This window comes from Phyllobacterium sp., from assembly GCF_037994405.1.
Lineage (GTDB): Bacteria > Pseudomonadota > Alphaproteobacteria > Rhizobiales > Rhizobiaceae > Phyllobacterium.
The window spans coordinates 1-16,920 of record NZ_JBBNAN010000444.1 but is presented as its reverse complement, the minus strand read 5'-3'; the positions used below and the strand labels follow the sequence as shown (position 1 = coordinate 16,920).

19 protein-coding genes and 1 pseudogene are annotated in these 16,920 nt (G+C 57.8%); 8 read left to right on the top strand and 12 right to left on the bottom strand.

Translation table 11 applies throughout. The features are described from left to right. Positions 1–209 precede the first annotated feature (209 nt). The 10 genes from AAAC48_RS24245 to AAAC48_RS24200 all read right to left on the bottom strand — a co-directional run bounded on the left by AAAC48_RS24245 (position 210) and on the right by AAAC48_RS24200 (position 8,141). Positions 210–389, bottom strand: a complete 180-nt coding sequence (locus tag AAAC48_RS24245) for a flagellar FlbD family protein (RefSeq protein WP_340656640.1) — start codon at positions 387–389, stop codon at positions 210–212. 84 nt (positions 390–473) lie between these two features. Further along, positions 474–839 carry a GFA family protein gene (locus AAAC48_RS24240; RefSeq protein WP_340656639.1) on the bottom strand — a complete coding sequence of 122 codons (366 nt, stop codon included), beginning with the start codon at positions 837–839 and terminating at the stop codon, positions 474–476. 86 nt (positions 840–925) lie between these two features. Continuing rightward, positions 926–2,104: an NAD(P)/FAD-dependent oxidoreductase gene (locus AAAC48_RS24235; protein ID WP_340656642.1), complete on the bottom strand. Its 1,179-nt coding sequence runs from the start codon at positions 2,102–2,104 to the stop codon at positions 926–928. After that, the gene (locus tag AAAC48_RS24230; protein WP_340656638.1) at positions 2,104–2,898 is read right to left on the bottom strand and encodes a YdcF family protein; all 795 of its coding nucleotides are present in this window, start codon (positions 2,896–2,898) and stop codon (positions 2,104–2,106) included. The genes AAAC48_RS24235 and AAAC48_RS24230 overlap by 1 nt, the downstream gene beginning before the upstream one ends. Positions 2,899–2,900: 2 nt before the next feature. Continuing rightward, positions 2,901–3,380 carry a GNAT family N-acetyltransferase gene (locus tag AAAC48_RS24225; protein ID WP_340656637.1) on the bottom strand — a complete coding sequence of 160 codons (480 nt, stop codon included), beginning with the start codon at positions 3,378–3,380 and terminating at the stop codon, positions 2,901–2,903. Then, on the bottom strand, positions 3,371–4,852 hold the full coding sequence (gene gatA, locus AAAC48_RS24220; protein WP_340656636.1) for an Asp-tRNA(Asn)/Glu-tRNA(Gln) amidotransferase subunit GatA: 1,482 nt from the start codon (positions 4,850–4,852) through the stop codon (positions 3,371–3,373). Before gatA ends, AAAC48_RS24225 begins: the two co-directional genes overlap by 10 nt. 12 nt (positions 4,853–4,864) lie before the next feature. Beyond that, entirely contained in the window at positions 4,865–5,347 is a 483-nt protein-coding gene (locus AAAC48_RS24215; protein ID WP_340656635.1) for a GNAT family N-acetyltransferase, read from the bottom strand. 6 nt (positions 5,348–5,353) lie between these two features. Continuing rightward, the gene (gene gatC / locus AAAC48_RS24210) at positions 5,354–5,641 is read right to left on the bottom strand and encodes an Asp-tRNA(Asn)/Glu-tRNA(Gln) amidotransferase subunit GatC (protein ID WP_340656634.1); all 288 of its coding nucleotides are present in this window, start codon (positions 5,639–5,641) and stop codon (positions 5,354–5,356) included. Positions 5,642–5,761: 120 nt separating this feature from the next. Next, positions 5,762–7,375: a hypothetical protein gene (locus tag AAAC48_RS24205; protein WP_340656633.1), complete on the bottom strand. Its 1,614-nt coding sequence runs from the start codon at positions 7,373–7,375 to the stop codon at positions 5,762–5,764. 61 nt (positions 7,376–7,436) lie between these two features. Next, positions 7,437–8,141, bottom strand: coding sequence for a metal-dependent hydrolase (locus AAAC48_RS24200; RefSeq protein ID WP_340656632.1), 705 nt, complete (start codon positions 8,139–8,141; stop codon positions 7,437–7,439). Between the two features lie 108 nt (positions 8,142–8,249). Here AAAC48_RS24200 and ruvX point away from each other — a divergent pair, with 108 nt between their 5' ends. After that, positions 8,250–8,750 carry a Holliday junction resolvase RuvX gene (gene ruvX, locus AAAC48_RS24195; protein WP_340656631.1) on the top strand — a complete coding sequence of 167 codons (501 nt, stop codon included), beginning with the start codon at positions 8,250–8,252 and terminating at the stop codon, positions 8,748–8,750. On the opposite strand, the gene AAAC48_RS24190 is transcribed toward ruvX, so the two are convergent. After that, positions 8,714–9,037 carry a DUF6105 family protein gene (locus AAAC48_RS24190; RefSeq protein ID WP_340656630.1) on the bottom strand — a complete coding sequence of 108 codons (324 nt, stop codon included), beginning with the start codon at positions 9,035–9,037 and terminating at the stop codon, positions 8,714–8,716. The two genes, ruvX and AAAC48_RS24190, sit on opposite strands and share 37 nt — an antisense overlap. A 288-nt stretch (positions 9,038–9,325) precedes the next feature. Continuing rightward, complete coding sequence (locus tag AAAC48_RS24185; protein WP_340656629.1) at positions 9,326–10,957, bottom strand: acyl-CoA dehydrogenase family protein; 1,632 nt, start codon at positions 10,955–10,957, stop codon at positions 9,326–9,328. Between the two features lie 289 nt (positions 10,958–11,246). Between AAAC48_RS24185 and AAAC48_RS24180 the strand changes: the two genes are divergently transcribed. The 7 genes and pseudogenes from AAAC48_RS24180 to AAAC48_RS24150 all read left to right on the top strand — a co-directional run. After that, on the top strand, positions 11,247–12,194 hold the full coding sequence (locus tag AAAC48_RS24180) for an ABC transporter substrate-binding protein (protein WP_340656628.1): 948 nt from the start codon (positions 11,247–11,249) through the stop codon (positions 12,192–12,194). Positions 12,195–12,255: 61 nt separating this feature from the next. Further along, a complete protein-coding gene (locus tag AAAC48_RS24175) occupies positions 12,256–13,032 on the top strand; it encodes an ABC transporter permease (protein ID WP_340656641.1) in 777 nt (258 codons plus the stop codon). Beyond that, positions 13,029–13,814 (top strand): ABC transporter ATP-binding protein, encoded by a 786-nt coding sequence (locus tag AAAC48_RS24170; RefSeq protein WP_340656627.1) that lies wholly within the window; start codon positions 13,029–13,031, stop codon positions 13,812–13,814. Before AAAC48_RS24175 ends, AAAC48_RS24170 begins: the two co-directional genes overlap by 4 nt. 95 nt (positions 13,815–13,909) lie before the next feature. Continuing rightward, the gene (locus AAAC48_RS24165) at positions 13,910–14,875 is read left to right on the top strand and encodes an aspartate carbamoyltransferase catalytic subunit (protein WP_340656626.1); all 966 of its coding nucleotides are present in this window, start codon (positions 13,910–13,912) and stop codon (positions 14,873–14,875) included. Then, positions 14,872–16,158: a dihydroorotase gene (locus AAAC48_RS24160; RefSeq protein ID WP_340656625.1), complete on the top strand. Its 1,287-nt coding sequence runs from the start codon at positions 14,872–14,874 to the stop codon at positions 16,156–16,158. The genes AAAC48_RS24165 and AAAC48_RS24160 overlap by 4 nt, the downstream gene beginning before the upstream one ends. A 20-nt stretch (positions 16,159–16,178) precedes the next feature. Next, entirely contained in the window at positions 16,179–16,793 is a 615-nt protein-coding gene (gene plsY, locus AAAC48_RS24155) for a glycerol-3-phosphate 1-O-acyltransferase PlsY (RefSeq protein WP_340656624.1), read from the top strand. After that, a pseudogene (locus AAAC48_RS24150) lies at positions 16,790–16,920 on the top strand (DNA-protecting protein DprA); the annotation flags it as partial. The gene plsY and the pseudogene AAAC48_RS24150, both read left to right, overlap by 4 nt.

Here is a 16,920-nt window from a genome sequence, read left to right as displayed (position 1 = left end):
TGTCCGCCTCCCGAGTTTATCGAGGGGCGGAAACCCGGCCGTTGGTTTGCCAAAGCAAACCAACCAGCTTTCAAACCCGCTGGTCGAATTATCCGCATTTGGAGAGAAATGCGGTTCGACCAGTGGGCCGGGTGAATTCGGGCCAAACCCCTTGACCCTGTCCACGAATTTCCCTCCGGCAGAACGCGGCTATATAGACAAAACTTGTTCTAGCTCGCCGTGATCCCGACTTTGCTCTGGATCTCCTCGATGGTTTCCTTCACGAAAAACGTGAGACCGGCCGTAGTCGTCACAATATGCGTGCCGGTTCCGTAGGGGTTAAAGGAGACGACGTGATTGAAATTGAGTGTGATGTGATCACCATTGACGTCAGTCAGCTTGATCCACATGGCCCTACCTCCCTGTTTGACTAAGAACGTGGCGCAGGTTCAGGGAAGCAGGATTCAATCGATCAAGCAATCACTTGCCGGCCTCTACCAGAGATTCCTTCCATCTATGGTTTCCACCGGCAAGGACGCGATATCGAAATCGTCAAAGAGACGCACATTGACGCTGATCCGCGGATTATCGAAATCCGGCTTGTAGTCGGTCCAGGTCGGGACCTGGGAAAAGGTACCACAGCCGCACACGTTGCAGCGGTGATGCTTGTTCATGCCATTGCGGGAATAAACCGCGTCCGCCTCCGGCGTTACCGACAGTCTTACCTGATCAGGCGTGTAATAGGCCCAGAGCGGGCCGCGCTTGGCGCAAAAAGTACATGTGCATACCGTTACGGTCGCCGGTGCCTTGCTCACCTCAAACTTGATGGCGCCGCAATGGCAGCTCGCCAGAATTGTCATTGTTCCCTCCCAACTGGTTCCAATTGCACAATTCATACATGACAGCTCCTGACAAAAGTGGTCAGGAGCCTTCGGACGATGGACATTCAAACCGCCTGACCGGCCACCCAGCCTGACGACCAGGCCCATTGGAAATTATAGCCGCCAAGCCAACCGGTTACGTCGACGACTTCACCAATAAAGTACAGTCCTTTTTCGGATCTGGCTTCCATGGTTTTCTGGTCGAGCGCATCCGTGTCGACGCCCCCGAGCGTGACTTCGGCCGTACGATAGCCCTCGGATCCTGCGGGCTTCACCTGCCATTCATTGACGGCTTTTTCCACGGCGAGCAGCTGTTTGTCGGAAAGGTCCGCCAGATGACCTTCGATCCCGCTGCTTTCAGCAATCAACTGTGCAAGCCGCTTCGGCAACAGTTCGCCAAGCGCCGTTTGCAGAGCTTGGCGGCCGTTACGGGCGCGTGCAGCGCGCAGCGCGTCGAAAACCTTGGTATCCGGCAGCATCGCGAGGGAAATCATGTCACCTTCCCGCCAATAGGATGAAATCTGCAGGATCGACGGTCCGCTGAGACCCCGATGGGTAAACAGCATGGCCTCCGTGAACTTCGTCTTGCCATGGCTGACCACCGCATCAACCGAGATGCCGGATAGCGGTTTGAGCGGGGCGAGCGTGTTCTCGTCAAACGTGAGAGGAACCAGCGCTGGCCGTGTCTCGGTGAGCGGGAGCCCGAATTGCCGGGCAATATCGTAACCGAAGCCGGTGGCGCCCATTTTCGGAATGGATTTCCCGCCGCAGGCAACGACCAGCGAGGCGCATCTTACGCGTTCGCCCGACAAATCGACCACATAACCGTCGCCTGATCTTTCGATGGCGTTCGAAGTCGTGCGCAAGCGCAATTCAACGCCTGCCCGGTTCATTTCCGTGACGAGCAAATCGATGATCTGCCTTGCGGATCCGTCGCAGAAAAGCTGACCAAGGGTCTTTTCGTGCCACGCGATGCCATAGCGATCGACAAGACCGATAAAATCGCGCTGCGTGTAACGCCGCAATGCGGAGATACAGAAATGCGGGTTCTTGCTGATGTAGTTTTGCGGCGCCGCATTGAGATTGGTGAAATTGCAGCGACCACCGCCCGATATGCGGATTTTTTCACCGGGTGCAGCTGCATGGTCGACGACAATGACCGAGCGGCCACGCTTGCCCGCTTCGATAGCGCACATCATGCCCGCAGCACCGGCGCCGATGATGAGAACGTCGACTTGCCTGATCATGGCGATGGCAACAGCTGATCGATGCGGCCGGTCATCCAGTAGGCAAGGAGACCCACCCATTCCCGTAGCGCAACTGACAGATTCTGCAGGGAGTCCAATGGATTGTCGTGCGCAATACCGATCGTTTCCTTGCCGGATGTGCGGTAATCGGACGGCCACGGCACGACATCAAATCCTGCCTTGCGAAACAGCCCGACAGCCCGTGGCATGTGGAATGCGGATGTGACCAACAGCCAGGTTTCGCCCGGCTTCGCATTCACCATTTCCTTGGTGAAAACTGCATTTTCATAGGTATTACGGGACTTGCTTTCGAGAATAAGCCGTTCAGGGGCTACGCCCAACGCCGTCAACAGACGCGGGGCGGTTACGCCATCTGCTTCGCCATCAAGGATGAGATCACCAGCGCCGCCGGTTACGACGACCCTTGCTTCTGGATGACGGGCGGCGAGAATTGCCGCCTCGACAAAGCGGTCACCACTCGAATTCAGCTCATAGCCCCCGCGCACGAGATTGACACCAGCTTCGAAGCCGCCACCAAGAACCACGATCCCGTCAATCTTCTCCGGCAACGCCGCAGGGCGCTGAAAGCGGTCTTCTAGAGGGTGCATCATCAAGGCACCGAGCGAGCTCCACGCGCCGAGCCCAAGGAGCAAGAAAGCGCATGCGGCTGTCGTCATCGCCACGCGGCGCCAACTCAAGACTAGCGCACCGCAAGTCAGTGCCACCAACAGAATGGAAAAATTGAGCGGCTGCGCGAAGAACCAGAAGATTTTCGAAACATAGAAGAACATCGTTATTGGAGCTCCGCCAGCATCTTGACCTTGTCGATCTCGCGCTCGAGGCTCGTCGACCACTCGGGGCCCTGCTCTGTGATGTCGAAGCCTTCGCGCTGATAGAGCCGTATGGCACCAACATTGCGGGCATGGGTACTGATACGGGCTTTGGTATACCCAGCCTCCGCTATTGCTGCCTTGAGCGCTCGCAGAAGCGTCGTGCCGATGCCCTGCCCCTGAACGACCGGATCCACCCACAGGTCGGAAATGTAGTCATTATCCTCGTCCCGGGCACCCCAACCGACAATGGTTCCATCCACGTCGGCCACAAGCACCTGGGCAAAGGAGGATTCGGCAAATTCGCGAAAAGCCTTCTGGACATGCGCGCGCATGCCCGGCAATTCCGGCTCAAACGAAAAGACGTTGGACGCCCAGGCGCGGGAGCCGACCGCAGCGATGGTTGCGATGTCGGCCTCTGTTGCGCGCCTGATTACCACCATTTCGGTGCGTTGAACTTGCCTGCGGCCTGTTCGATCACATAGGCGGTCTGGAACAGGGTCTCCTCGTCGAACGGCCGTCCAATGAGCTGGAGGCCGAGCGGCAGGCCCCTCGCATCGAGACCGGCCGGGACAGCAATGCCCGGAAGTCCGGCCATGTTCACCGTCACAGTGAATATGTCATTGAGGTACATTTTTACCGGGTCAGCCGCCATGTCCTGATCGGCAATGCCAAAGGCTGCCGAAGGCGTGGCCGGCGTCAGGATTGCGTCGACGCCTGCGTGGAAGACGTCCTCGAAATCCTTCTTGATCAGCGTGCGCACCTTCTGCGCCTGAAGATAGTAGGCGTCGTAGTAACCGGCGGAAAGAACATAGGTGCCGATCATGATACGGCGCTTGACCTCATCGCCAAAGCCGGTGGCGCGGGTCTTCTCATACATATCGACGATATCCTTGCCCGGGACGCGCAGGCCGTAGCGCACGCCGTCATAACGGGCGAGGTTCGAGGAAGCCTCTGCCGGAGCAACGATGTAATAGGCCGGCAGAGCGTATTTCGTATGCGGCAGCGAGATGTCGACGATCGAAGCGCCTGCATCCTTGAGCCAGGCAATACCCTGTTGCCAGAGCTTTTCGATTTCTTCCGGCATGCCATCGACGCGGTATTCCTTTGGAATGCCAATCTTGAGGCCAGCAAGCGGCTTCCCGATGGCGGCCTCATAGTCCGGTACAGCGATGTCGACGGAAGTCGTGTCTTTGGCATCGACCGAAGCCATGGATTTCAAAAGGATTGCGGCATCGCGCACGTCGCGTGCGATCGGTCCGGCCTGATCGAGCGACGATGCGAAGGCAACAACGCCCCAGCGCGAGCAGCGGCCATAGGTCGGCTTGATACCAACAGTGCCGGTGAAGGCCGCCGGCTGGCGAATCGAACCGCCTGTATCGGTCGCGGTCGCGCCTGCGCAAAGCCGCGCGGCCACGGCAGCGGCAGAGCCGCCGGACGAGCCCCCGGGCACCAGATCGGCATTGGAGCCCTTGGCGCGCCAGGGGTTCTTCACCGGCCCATAATAGGAGCTTTCATTGGACGAGCCCATGGCGAACTCGTCCATATTGAGCTTACCGAGCATGACAGCGCCATCCGCCCAAAGGTTGGCAGTGACGGTGGATTCGTAATGCGGCTTGAAGCCATCGAGAATGTGCGAGCAAGCCTGCGTATGGACGCCTTCCGTGCCGAAAAGGTCCTTGATGCCGAGCGGAATGCCCTCCAGTGCACCGGCATTAGCGGCGGCAAGACGGGCATCGGAGGCCTTCGCCATCTCCAGCGCCTTCTCCGGCGTGGTCACGACATAGGCGTTGAGCGCCTCGTTTGCGTTCTCGATCGCCTGGACATAAGCGCTGGTAAGTTCGGTGGCGGTGATCGCCTTCGCTTTCAGCTGGTCGCGCGCCTCGGCAATTGTGAGAGCGGTCAGATCGGTCATATCAAGTCCTGTTTATTGGGCCGCTGTAAGTGCGAGCCGCTTTTCGTAAAATGCACTGTATTCGGAATCCGGGTAGTCAAGCACGACACCGCAACGGGTAAAGCCCGAACGCTCATAGAGGCGGTACGCAGCCGCGAAACCGGGCCCAGTGCCAGTTTCGAGAACGAGACGAGTGATCCCCTTGTCTTTAGCAAGGTTGGTTATGGCATCGAGCAGAGCTGAGCCGACACGCTGGCCGCGAACGGTAGGACGGGTGAACATGCGCTTGACCTCGCCTACTCCGTCGCCATGCGCTTTCAGCGCACCGCAGCCGACGGCGTGGCCAGTCTCGTCGCGCGCGACGAGAACCGTTGTGTCGTCGCCCGCCATCTGCTCCACAGTCATCTTGAACTGGAACTCGATGGGAGACAGTGGCAGGAGATGATCGTTAAGGTCATTGACCAGTGACCGGACATCGTCCTGAAGCGGTGTTTCAATTGCGACAGAAATAGCCATCGCGCCCTACTCCACGACTTTCGGGACAACGAAGAAGTTTTCTTCGTGTATCGGTGCATTGGCAACGATATCAGCCGCCTTGCCGCCATCATTGACCACGTCCTCGCGCTTCTTCATGGCCATCGGCGTGACAGAGGTCATCGGCTCAACGCCTTCGACATCTACCTCATTCAACTGTTCGACGAAGCCGAGAATGGCATTCAACTGGCCTGTCATGCGGGCCGCGTCTTCTTCGCTCACGGCGATACGGGCGAGATGCGCGACGCGCTTGACGGTGGAAATATCGACAGACATTCGGGATTCCTGCAATTCAACTTTTGATCACAGAGCTATAGTGTCCGTTGCGAGCAAGCGCAACGGACAAGACGGGCATGTTCAGCAAACATGGTTGGAAGAGTGTTGAACGGGACTTCCTTACTGTGGTGCAGGCGGCATTACCACAATGCCATTGTCCATGCCTTCGTTGTCTTCCTCCTCACCCGGCGCAGCAGCATCGCCATCCAGCGTGTCGTCACCGGGCTCCACGACCGGATCGGGTCCCTTGACCGGATTGCCATTGACACTCACCGAACCATCGGCCTTTTGATCGACAACCCACTGGATATGGCCGTTCGGCAATTGTGTGCCGAAATCCTTGGCGAGCTTGGCGAAGACGATGTAGTTCTTGATCTCCGGCTCCTGTTTTGAAGCTTTGGTCAAACGATCGAGCGCAACATCGAAGCCGGCCATTTCCCACGTCGTGCGGCTTTCCGGCTTCAGTGCGGCAAATGAAACTTCACCCTCCACCGTCAGTTCAGTATCCGCCGTCCGTATCAGGCTTTTGTTGATGACCACCTTGGGCGGGTTCATCATGAACGCCGCAGCGGTGCTGGCTTCGAATTCGTCGGAAAACGGCTTCTCCCGATTCAGATCCATATCTGCCACCGCAGCCTTGGCCACGGTGTCGAGATCGATCCCCGTGGTTCCGAACGCGAATTCCACGTCCGTCGGCAGAAACTGGGCGCTCCACTCGGGGATCGGCAGAGACGGATACTTCAACCCATTGGTACGAAACGCGTAGTGGTATCCGCCGCTCTTGCTTATGCCATCAAAGTTGAGTTCCTGGGAGACATTCTTTGCGGCAAAAGGCCCGAGGGGCGTTTCAACGTCCAGATCGGCAAGGTGATAGGCGCCCGAAAGCTTGTCCCAGAGCGGCAGGGCGGCGAGAACCTTGGCCTTCAATTCCGCCTGTTCGGTATCCTTCAGCGTCTTTTCTCCGGCGTGGGCAATGAAAAAAGCCCAGAGATCGAGGAGTTGAAGATTGCGGAACCCCTTGGCATCAGCATTGGCTCCCAGTTCGTTGCCTCGAATGACCACCTTCAGGGGTTCGGCTGGAGTGGCCGGCGCTGGTGTAGCACCACCATCTGTCGCAGCGCCATCGGTCGGCGCAGGCGCCTTGATGGTCATCGTTTCCCGAAAATCGGCCGCGGATTGAACACTGCTGAAATCGACCCCACCCGACGCAGCCGCGGTCCCGATCGTCTCGCCCTTTGCCGAACCTGCACTCGCCTCCACGTCTTGCGTCGGGCTGGTCGACTTCAACTTGAACGAGCCGTAAGCGAACGACGCCTTGGAAAATGCGCCAATCTTCGGATCGAATATTCCGCTGACGTTGGCATTGTCGATGGACCACTGAAGGGTTTCAGGTCCCGTCGGCGTCACCATTTCAACCGACCCACGCGGCATTGTCGACGAAGTGACATTCCACGACCCATCGGCAAGCGGCTTCGTCAGCAGGCTATACTCGCCGAAATCTCCCTTTATATAATCTTGCTTTGGCAGAGATTCGAGCAGCTTCGCCGTGCTGAATGTAATGCGATAATTGTCTGCCTCCGGCACGACGTTGATGATCTTCTTCTCGATTGCCGTCTTGCCAAAATATTTTGAGAGCGTCGCGGCAAGCTCATCCGCGCCCTTCGCATCCACCGTTTGCGCGAAAACAGGTGTCGTCACGGCCATCATGCAGGAAATCAGAAGCAGTCTGCGCACATCGCTCTCCGGTACTGTCGTTGGTTAGCCTTCTAGGCATGGCTGCTTTAGCAAGCCTGCGTCAAACCGTAAAATGCTCATTTGTCCTGGCGACAACAACCTTGCTCTCGCCACCTTCCATTGCAGTGACAAACTTGTCGGCTGTCTGGTCGATGATTGGGAACGAGCCGTAATGGCAAGGGACAACATTGGTGAATTTGAAATAGCGACGGGTTGCAAGCGCGGCCACTGCGCCGCCCATCGTGAACCGGTCACCAATCGGCACAATGCCGATTTCCGGCTGGTGCAATTCATTGATCAGCGCCATATCGGAGAAAATGTCCGTATCGCCCATGTGATACAGCGTCGGCTCATCATCGAAATGAAGCACAACGCCGTTGGCATTGCCCAAGGAATGCGAAACGCCGTCGATCGTCATATGCGCTGATGAATGCAGCGCGTTCACATAAGTCACAGTGAAGCCGTCATAGGAAACGGTGCCGCCGGTGTTGGTGGGATCGACCCCGGCAACACCTCGAGAGCCAAGCCAGGTCACCAGGTCCGCATTGCCGGTTACCAGCGCACCGGTTTCCTTGGAAAGCTCGATCGTGTCCCCGACATGATCGCCATGGCCATGCGTCAGAATGATATGATTGACGCCTTTGGCGGCCGCCTTGAAGTCCACGCCCGTGGCGCCGGGATTTCCTTTGAGAAACGGGTCAATCAGGATCGTGCTTTTCGCCGTTTCAATCCGGAAGGCCGAATGGCCGAGCCAAGTGATGTTCATGTCCTTATCCCTTCATTTGCAAGTGAATGCTCGCCACAAGCCTCTAATGCAGCTATGTGACAGAGGTTGCAAAATAAAGCGATCTTTCAAGTGCGGGAAGCAATCACATTGACGATACTGACGATTGAACAGTTGGAAAATCATGTCGCAGAGGGCAAGACCGTAGCCGGTCTTGACCTCGGCACGAAGACGATCGGCATTGCCATCTCGGATCGCGGATTTTCCTTTGCCAACCCACGCCCGGTGCTGAAGCGCAGCAAATTTACCCATGACGCGCAGGATTTGTTGAGAGCTCTGAAGGCCGACAATGTCGGCGCCATTGTCATCGGACTACCTGTGAATATGGATGGTAGTGAAGGCCCGCGTGTTCAGGCAACCCGCGCCTTCGTCCGCAACATGGAAAAGCTGACCGACCTGCCATTTATCTATTGGGATGAACGCCTGTCGACCGTTGCGGCAGAACGCGCCCTTATCGGCATGGATGTCTCGCGGCAAAAGCGCGCCGAGCGCATTGATTCAGCGGCCGCGGCCTTCATTCTGCAAGGAGCATTGGATCGTCTGCAAAGCCTGCGTCAGGAGACGGATACTGACGGCAGTTCTTTCGCATAGGAAGTACGGGCCGCCCGCCATGCCTTGACCCAGGCAATGATCTGCCGGCGCCGGCGGAACGCTATCAGGCAGAAAACCAGACCGGTATCGAAAATGCAGGCGCGTGCAACCAGCGGTGGAATGCTTTCCGGCGCGATGCCCAGGGCGTTGCCGTAAATCGTGAAAACCAGATCGTGCATTTCCCGGCTGAAGAAATACATGCCCATGCTGAGGTCGTAATAAGACAGAAAATACCATCCCCACAAGAAGCCCAGCGGTCCCGCCCAGAAAATCAGGAAGCTGCGCATTCAGTTTCTCCTCGTATGCGATGAGATAATCATTTTTTCTTAACCCTGCGTTTTTGCAGTGCATTTTCGAGTCTTAGTGATATCGTTTAAGACACTCACCGCAACGTAAACCCTTTGTTAAGGTTAATTTATAAAAATTTAATTCAAATTGAAGGTATTAGCGAGCCCCGTTTTGCATCGCGAATGCAATTTTCCAGTGCGCAATCGAAATTTTTGACGGAATCGCGAAACACACGCAGTACGTGCACCGCGTGTCGGGCCAAATTAACAAGGAGCGCTTGCGTCAGCTCAGTTGGATGGCGGGTAAAGCGAATTGACGATGTTCTTGGCGTTGTGACGTGCGTCGAGCATCCCGTACGTGGTGCGCCATTGGCCACCGAGCCGGGTTTCGATAAATGCGTCGGCGATATCTTCCGACTGCAGATGCCGTAATTCCGCGCCTGCCGCCGCAAGTGCAAGTTGTTCGGTCAGGATCCGCGCTGCGCCCTCATCGTTTTCGGCAACGCGCATGGCTGCGCGCAGAACTTCGACTGTACCCTGCCCGCCTCGCCCCAACTGGGCGCCGATCCAATTCAACACTTCGTCGAAGAGCTGCGGGCCGCGCTTCAGAACACGCAGCACATCGAGCGCCATGACGTTGCCAGAACCCTCCCAGATCGCGTTGACCGGCGCTTCGCGGTAGAAACGTGCGAGATTGCCTTCTTCAATGTAGCCATTGCCGCCGAGGCACTCCATCGCCTCGTAGAGCATTGCAGGCGCGATCTTCGCCGCCCAGTACTTGACGACGGGGGTCATGACGCGGGCAAAGGATGCTTCGCCGCGGTCTTTCGCGGCATTGTCGAAGGCACGAGCCAGACGAAGAGCCAGCGCCGTAGCACCTGCAACATCGAGGGCCATATCGGCCAGAACACGCAGCATCAGCGGCTTGTCGATCAAAGGGCCCTCGAAGACAATGCGGTGGCGCGCGTGGTGCACCGCTTCCGCGAGCCCTGCCCGCATCAGCCCCGCCGACGCAATGGCGCAATCAAGGCGCGTCAGCGTCACCATGTCGATGATTGTCTTGACGCCCTCGCCCGGATTGCCAACCATCTGTCCGAGCGCAGTGTCGAACTCGACCTCCGAAGATGCATTAGAGCGATTGCCGAGCTTCTCCTTCAGGCGTTGGAAGCGGAAACCATTCGATGAGCCGTCTGGGAGCATGCGCGGTACGAGAAAGCACGACAGCCCCTCACGTGCCTGCGCCAGGACCAAAAAGGCATCGGACATTGGCGCCGACATGAACCATTTGTGCCCGGTGATCCGGTAAAAGCCGCTTCCGGCCGAATCGGCTTTTGTGGTGTTGGTATGAACGTCGGTACCGCCCTGCTTCTCGGTCATTCCCATGCCGAGCGTGAGGCCGGTCTTCTTCGCCGGCGATTTGTTGCTGGAATCATATTTGCGCGGAAGGATCAGTGGCGACCATTCGCGGTAAAGATTTGGTGCTGCCATCAATGCCGCCAGCGAAGCGCTTGTCATGGTCAGCGGACAAAGATGCCCGCATTCGAGTTGCGCCGTCAGATAAAAGCGTGCGGCGCGGGCCTGGTGGCGCAGTCCAGCTTCGGGTTTGCCATCTTCCCAGATCGATGAATGCAATCCCTGGGAAACAGAGCGGCGCATCAGTGCATGATAGGCGGGGTGATACTCGACGACATCGATTCGGCGGCCCTGACGATCATGGGTGCGGAGTTTAGGCACTTCGGTATTGACGAGCCGCGCCAGATCCTGCGCATCGCCGGACAGGACAAACCGCCCGCTCTGCTCCAGCTCCGTACGAACACCTTGCGGGAACCGCTTGGTGATCTGCATCAACAGCGGATCTCCCAGATAGGCATTGAGGCCAATCATCGGGGGAGTCTGGTTAAGAACGTCGTGGGTTTTCAAGAAACTGTCCTGATCCAAATTTTATTAGCTGCACGATGCCGCCGACCATAGGCCTGGACAGCACCGTAAGCACGTCTCGCGTCATTTATGGGATGAAGATTCTGACAAGCGGTTAACCGGTCCCACATAGGAATGCTTCTAGCGCAACCGGATGAGCGATGCAAAATGTCTCATGAGGCATTTTCTGGCTCGCTTATGTCTAGACAAAAGAAAAACCGGCAGCCTATCATGCCCATATATTCGGCTATCATCATCCTGCCAAAATAATGAACAAAGGGGTTCTCCGAAGATGAAAATCAAATGGTATCTCGGCGTGGCACTCGCCGCAGTCATGGCATCCGTCTCGCCTTCATCGGCAGATACTGCTGTGTCTGTGGGTCTGTCCGGCTGGACTGGCTTTGGCCCGCTGACACTGGCGAAACAGGCCGGAATATTCAAGAAGAACGGTCTCGACGTCACCTTGACCAAGATTCCTCAGGCAAGCCGTCATCTGGCGCTCGCATCCGGGGACGTGCAGTGTGCGGCAACGACTGTTGAGACCTGGATCGCCTGGAACGCCAATGGGGTCGCTACGAAGCAGATTTTCCAGATGGATAAATCCTACGGTGCCGACGGCATGGCGGTTCGCAGCGACATCGGCAAGATCGCCGACCTCAAGGGTAAGTCGATAGCTGCCTCAGCACCGGGGACGTCGCCCTATTTCGTTCTGGCCTGGATGCTGAAGGAAAACGGGCTGTCGTTGAAGGATGTCAAAGTGGTCAATTTGGAACCCGGTCCTGCCGCGCAGGCTTTCGTGGCCGGGCAAAATGACGCCGCCATGACCTATGAGCCTTATCTTTCCACTGTTCGCGCCGCGCCGGACAAGGGCAAGATCATCGCCACCACGCTCGACTATCCCGTGGTGATGGATACGTTCGGCTGCACCAACGCCTTCCTCGAGAAGAACCCCGACGCGGTGAAAGCACTTGCCAAGAGCTATTTTGAAGCGCTGGAGATGATTGCTGCCGACAAGGACAAGGCCTATGAGATCATGGGCGCCGATGTGAAACAGTCGGCCAAGACATTCGGCGAGTCGGCGCAGTATCTGCGCTGGCAGGATAAGGCCGCCAACCAGGCCTTTTTCGATAAGGAGTTCATGAAGTTCTCCGAGGAAGCTGCTGATCTGCTTTTGCAAATTGGCATCATCAAGAAGAAGCCGGACCTGACGACGATCGTCGATACCAGCTTCATAAAATAACCTTCCGTAGGGGGAGAACGCATTGTCTCGCGTTCTCCCATTCAAGCGCATCGGTACATTCATGTTTCATCCTCTCCAGCCCATTGGGGCCCAGACACGGATCCTGCTCGGCATCGTGTTCTTCCTCGCGTTTGTCGGCGCATGGTCGCTTGCGACCTTTGGCGGGTTCGTCTCAAGCACATTCCTCGCTGATCCGCTGACCATGGTTCGTGACGGCTGGTTCTTGCTGTCAGAGCAGAACTTTCTCTACGATATCGGCATGACCATCTGGCGCGTGGTCGGCGGCTTTATCATTGCAGCGATCATCGCCGTGCCGTTGGGCATTGCCATGGGCGCCTACAAACCCATCGAGGCACTGCTTGAGCCTTTCGTTTCCTTTGCGCGCTATCTCCCGGCATCGGCCTTCATTCCGCTCCTTATCCTTTGGGCCGGTATCGGTGAAATGCAGAAACTGCTGGTGATTTTCATTGGCGCGGTCTTTCAGATCGTCCTCATGGTCGCCGTTGCGGTTGCCAATACGCGGCGCGACCTTGTCGAGGCCGCCTATACGCTTGGCGCCAATGACGGCGGCATCATCAAGCGCGTGCTCGTTCCGGCCAATGCACCGGACGTAGCCGAAACGCTTCGTCTCGTGCTCGGCTGGGCCTGGACCTATGTCATCGTCGCGGAAATGATCGGCGCATCTTCCGGTATCGGCTACATGATCATCAACAGTCAGGCACTGCTTGCCACCGGCCAGATCATCTTCGGCATCATCGTCATCGGCGTCATCGGATTGATTTCGGACTTTCTGTTCAAATCGGTCAATCGCTGGCTTTTCGCCTGGAGGCTGGCATGAGCACCCTCGTCATCAAGGGCGTCAGCCGCATTTTTCCCGGCGTGCACGGCGGCCAGCCCACGCAAGCGCTGCAACCGACAGATCTCACTGTTCCGCACAATGATTTTGTCTCTATCCTCGGACCGTCGGGCTGCGGAAAATCCACGCTGCTCCGCATCGTTGCCGGTCTCGACCGGCCAACCAGCGGCACCGTCAAACTGGACGGCCAGGCGGTCAAAGGTCCTGGCGCCGACCGCGGCGTGGTTTTCCAGTCCTATACGCTGTTTCCGTGGCTGACGATCGAGCAGAATATCGGCTTCGGGCTGCGGGAGCGCGGCGTCGCCGAGAAAGAAAAGCGCGAAATCGTTGCTTCCTATATCGACAAGGTGGGTCTCAGGGGCTTTGAGAACCATTGGCCCAAACAGCTTTCTGGCGGTATGCAGCAACGCACCGCCATCGCACGCGCCCTCGCCAACAACCCCAAGATCCTGCTGCTGGATGAGCCTTTCGGCGCACTCGACAACCAGACGCGCGGCCTGATGCAGGAGCTCCTGCTGGGCATCTGGGAGCATGAGCAAAAGACGGTAATTTTCGTCACGCACGACATTGAAGAGGCAATCTTCATGGCGTCGCGCGTTGTGACCATGTCGGCCCGTCCTGGCCAGATCAAATCGATCATGCCGGTACCGCTGGCGCATCCGCGCCACTACACGGTAAAAGCCAGTCCGGAGTTCACGCAAATGCGGCTGAAACTGACCGAGGAAATCCGCAGCGAAGCCATTCTTGCCGCTGGCGTGCACTAGGCGCAGTTTCGGCAAATCTTTTTTGGGGAACTTGAGCCGATACAGCGCCCGGCGCTTGCGAGGCGGCGGGTTCAAGCCTATAGGGGGGACTTGATATGACATCAGAAACGTCCCCTCTCCTGTTTCCACACCGCCACTTGCTTGGCATCAAGGGCCTTTCTCCGCAAGACATCGTTCAATTGCTCGACCTCGCCGAAAGCGAGATTGCGGTTTCGCGCCAGTCGGAGAAGAAAAAGAGCGTGTTGCGTGGCCGCACCCAGATCAACCTGTTCTTCGAGGCTTCGACCCGAACACAGTCATCCTTCGAGCTCGCCGGCAAGCGGCTGGGCGCCGATGTGATGAACATGTCGGTCGGCAATTCCTCGGTGAAGAAGGGTGAAACGCTGATCGACACGGCCATGACGCTCAACGCCATGCGGCCGGATATCCTGATCATCCGCCACGGCTCGGCAGGTGCGGCGGCTCTTCTCGCCCAAAAGGTCGGCTGCTCGGTGGTCAACGCCGGCGATGGCGCGCATGAACACCCGACACAGGCACTGCTCGATGCGCTGACGATCCGCCGCGCCAAGGGCAAGGTGGAGCGGCTGACCGTTGCGATCTGCGGCGACGTCCTGCACTCGCGTGTGGCGCGGTCGAATATCATCCTGCTCAATGCGCTGGGCGCACGCGTCCGGGTGGTTGCTCCCTCGACTCTGCTTCCTGCCGGCATCGCCCATATGGGCGCTGAAGTCTTCCACAAGATGGAAGACGGGCTGAAAGACGCTGATGTCGTCATGATGCTGCGCCTGCAGCGCGAGCGCATGGCTGGTTCCTTCGTTCCTTCCGTACGCGAATATTTCCGCTATCACGGCCTCGACCGGGAGAAGCTCAAATATGCCAAGCCGGATGCTCTGGTCATGCATCCTGGTCCGATGAACCGCGGCGTCGAGATCTCCTCGGAGGTCGCCGACGGCTCACAGAGCGTCATTCAGGAACAGGTCGAAATGGGCGTCGCGGTGCGCATGGCCGTGATGGAGGCGTTGCTCGATCCGCGCCGCAATGCAGAAGGAGTAGCCGGATGACTACCACCGTTCTGCAGAACGCCCGCATCGTCGACCCCTCGCGTACCCTGGATGAGCCCGGCACACTGATCGTCAAAAACGACAAGATCGTTGCGAGCGGCGCTGACGCCCGCAATCAAGGCGTGCCGGAAGGGGCAACCGTCATTGATTGCCAGGGCAAGGCGGTGCTTCCCGGTCTGGTCGATGCGCGCGTCTTTATCGGCGAACCCGGTGCAGAACACCGGGAAACCATCGCCTCCGCCAGCCACGCCGCTGCGGCAGGTGGTGTGACCTCGATGATCATGATGCCGGATACAGACCCTGTCATCGACAATGTGGCGCTCGTCGAATTCGTCATGCGGACGGCGCGCGATACGGCAGTGGTCAATGTCTACCCGGCCGCAGCCGTCACCAAGGGGCTGCATGGCGAGGAAATGACGGAGATCGGATTGCTCCGCGAGGCAGGTGCCGTTGCGATCTCGGAAGGTCGCAACTCGATTGCCAACACCCAGCTGATGCGGCGCGCGCTCACCTATGCCCGCGATTTCGGTGTCGTCCTTTCACACGAAGCACGGGATCCTCACCTCGGCATTACCGGCGTGATGAACGAAGGTCTCTACGCGAGCTGGCTCGGCCTTTCCGGTACGCCGCGCGAAGCCGAAGTCATTCCGCTGGAGCGGGACATGCGCCTCGCCGCCTTGACCCAAGGCGCGTATCATGCCGCACAAATCTCGACCGCCATGTCGGCCGAAGTCATTTCACGCGCCAAGCAGGACGCATTGAATGTTACGGCCGGTGTGTCCATCAATCACCTCTCGCTCAATGAAAACGACATTGGCGAGTTCCGCACCTTCTTCCGGCTGCAGCCACCGCTACGGCTTGAAGAAGACCGCCTTGCTATGGTGGAGGCACTGCGCGATGGCACGATCGACATTATCGTCTCCGCCCACGATCCGCAGGATGTCGACACCAAACGCCTGCCCTTCGCTGACGCGGCTGCGGGGGCCATTGGGCTTGAGACACTGCTCGGTGCAGCACTCAGGCTCTATCACAATGGCGACGTTCCACTGCTGCGCATCGTCGAGGCGATGTCCAGCGCACCCGCCAGGATTTTTGGTCTGGATGCCGGTTCTTTGCGGCCGGGCTCGAAGGCGGATATGACCATAGTCGATCTTGACGAACCATGGGTTGTGAAGGAAGAAGACTTACGGTCGCGTTCCAAGAACAGCTGTTTTGAGGGCGCACGTTTTCAAGGCCGCGTTGTTCAGACATTTGTCGCAGGAAAATCAGTCTTCAGCATTTAAACATATCAAGGGGACGATGCATGTCGGATTTCTTCAATGGGCAAGCAGGAATTCCGCTTCTCCTGTTGGCGCTCGTTTTCGGCTACCTGTTCGGCTCCATTCCCTTTGGCCTGATCCTGACCCGCATGGCAGGGCTTGGCGACGTGCGCAGCATCGGTTCCGGCAATATTGGCGCTACCAATGTCCTGCGCACCGGTAACAAGAAACTGGCGGCGGCAACGCTCCTCCTTGACATGTTTAAAGGTACCTCAGCGGTCCTGATCGCCGGGGTCGTCAGCCCGGAGGCGGCAATCGTCGCGGGTTTCGGCGCCTTTCTCGGCCACATCTTTCCGGTCTGGCTGAAATTCAAGGGTGGCAAGGGTGTCGCCACCTATCTCGGCGTCCTGCTTGGCCTGTTTTGGCAGGGTGCGCTGATCTTTGCCGCCGTCTGGCTGATCGTTGCCTATATGACCCGTTATTCCTCACTCGCCGCGCTTGTCGCAGCTGTTGTCGTACCGATCGCTCTCTATTTTGTCGGCATGCACCAGAATGCCCTGCTGTTTCTCGTACTGACGATCATCGTCTTCATCAAGCATGGAGCGAACATTCAACGTCTTGTTTCCGGTACCGAAGGCAAGATCGGATCCAAGGGCTGAGCGACGAGAGGAAGGGCATACGCCTTTCTGAGAGCCAGCGGCTGAGCTGGCCGCGTCTGATCCGCAGCGAAAATGTCGGTCCCGCCACGTTTTGCGACCTGATCGCGCATTGCGGCTCCGCTGCCGA

Bases quoted from the DNA above. Each gene is read 5' to 3' on its own strand.
- AAAC48_RS24200 (WP_340656632.1), bottom strand. From the start codon at position 8,141: ATGAACATCACTTGGCTCGGCCATTCGGCCTTCCGGATTGAAACGGCG.
- AAAC48_RS24225 (WP_340656637.1), bottom strand. From the start codon at position 3,380: ATGGTGGTAATCAGGCGCGCAACAGAGGCCGACATCGCAACCATCGCT.
- AAAC48_RS24165 (WP_340656626.1), top strand. From the start codon at position 13,910: ATGACATCAGAAACGTCCCCTCTCCTGTTTCCACACCGCCACTTGCTT.
- AAAC48_RS24240 (WP_340656639.1), bottom strand. From the start codon at position 839: ATGACAATTCTGGCGAGCTGCCATTGCGGCGCCATCAAGTTTGAGGTG.
- AAAC48_RS24190 (WP_340656630.1), bottom strand. From the start codon at position 9,037: ATGCGCAGCTTCCTGATTTTCTGGGCGGGACCGCTGGGCTTCTTGTGG.
- AAAC48_RS24160 (WP_340656625.1), top strand. From the start codon at position 14,872: ATGACTACCACCGTTCTGCAGAACGCCCGCATCGTCGACCCCTCGCGT.
- gatC (WP_340656634.1), bottom strand. From the start codon at position 5,641: ATGTCTGTCGATATTTCCACCGTCAAGCGCGTCGCGCATCTCGCCCGT.
- gatA (WP_340656636.1), bottom strand. From the start codon at position 4,852: ATGACCGATCTGACCGCTCTCACAATTGCCGAGGCGCGCGACCAGCTG.
- AAAC48_RS24245 (WP_340656640.1), bottom strand. From the start codon at position 389: ATGTGGATCAAGCTGACTGACGTCAATGGTGATCACATCACACTCAAT.
- plsY (WP_340656624.1), top strand. From the start codon at position 16,179: ATGTCGGATTTCTTCAATGGGCAAGCAGGAATTCCGCTTCTCCTGTTG.
- AAAC48_RS24175 (WP_340656641.1), top strand. From the start codon at position 12,256: ATGTTTCATCCTCTCCAGCCCATTGGGGCCCAGACACGGATCCTGCTC.
- AAAC48_RS24230 (WP_340656638.1), bottom strand. From the start codon at position 2,898: ATGTTCTTCTATGTTTCGAAAATCTTCTGGTTCTTCGCGCAGCCGCTC.
- AAAC48_RS24180 (WP_340656628.1), top strand. From the start codon at position 11,247: ATGAAAATCAAATGGTATCTCGGCGTGGCACTCGCCGCAGTCATGGCA.
- AAAC48_RS24170 (WP_340656627.1), top strand. From the start codon at position 13,029: ATGAGCACCCTCGTCATCAAGGGCGTCAGCCGCATTTTTCCCGGCGTG.
- AAAC48_RS24215 (WP_340656635.1), bottom strand. From the start codon at position 5,347: ATGGCTATTTCTGTCGCAATTGAAACACCGCTTCAGGACGATGTCCGG.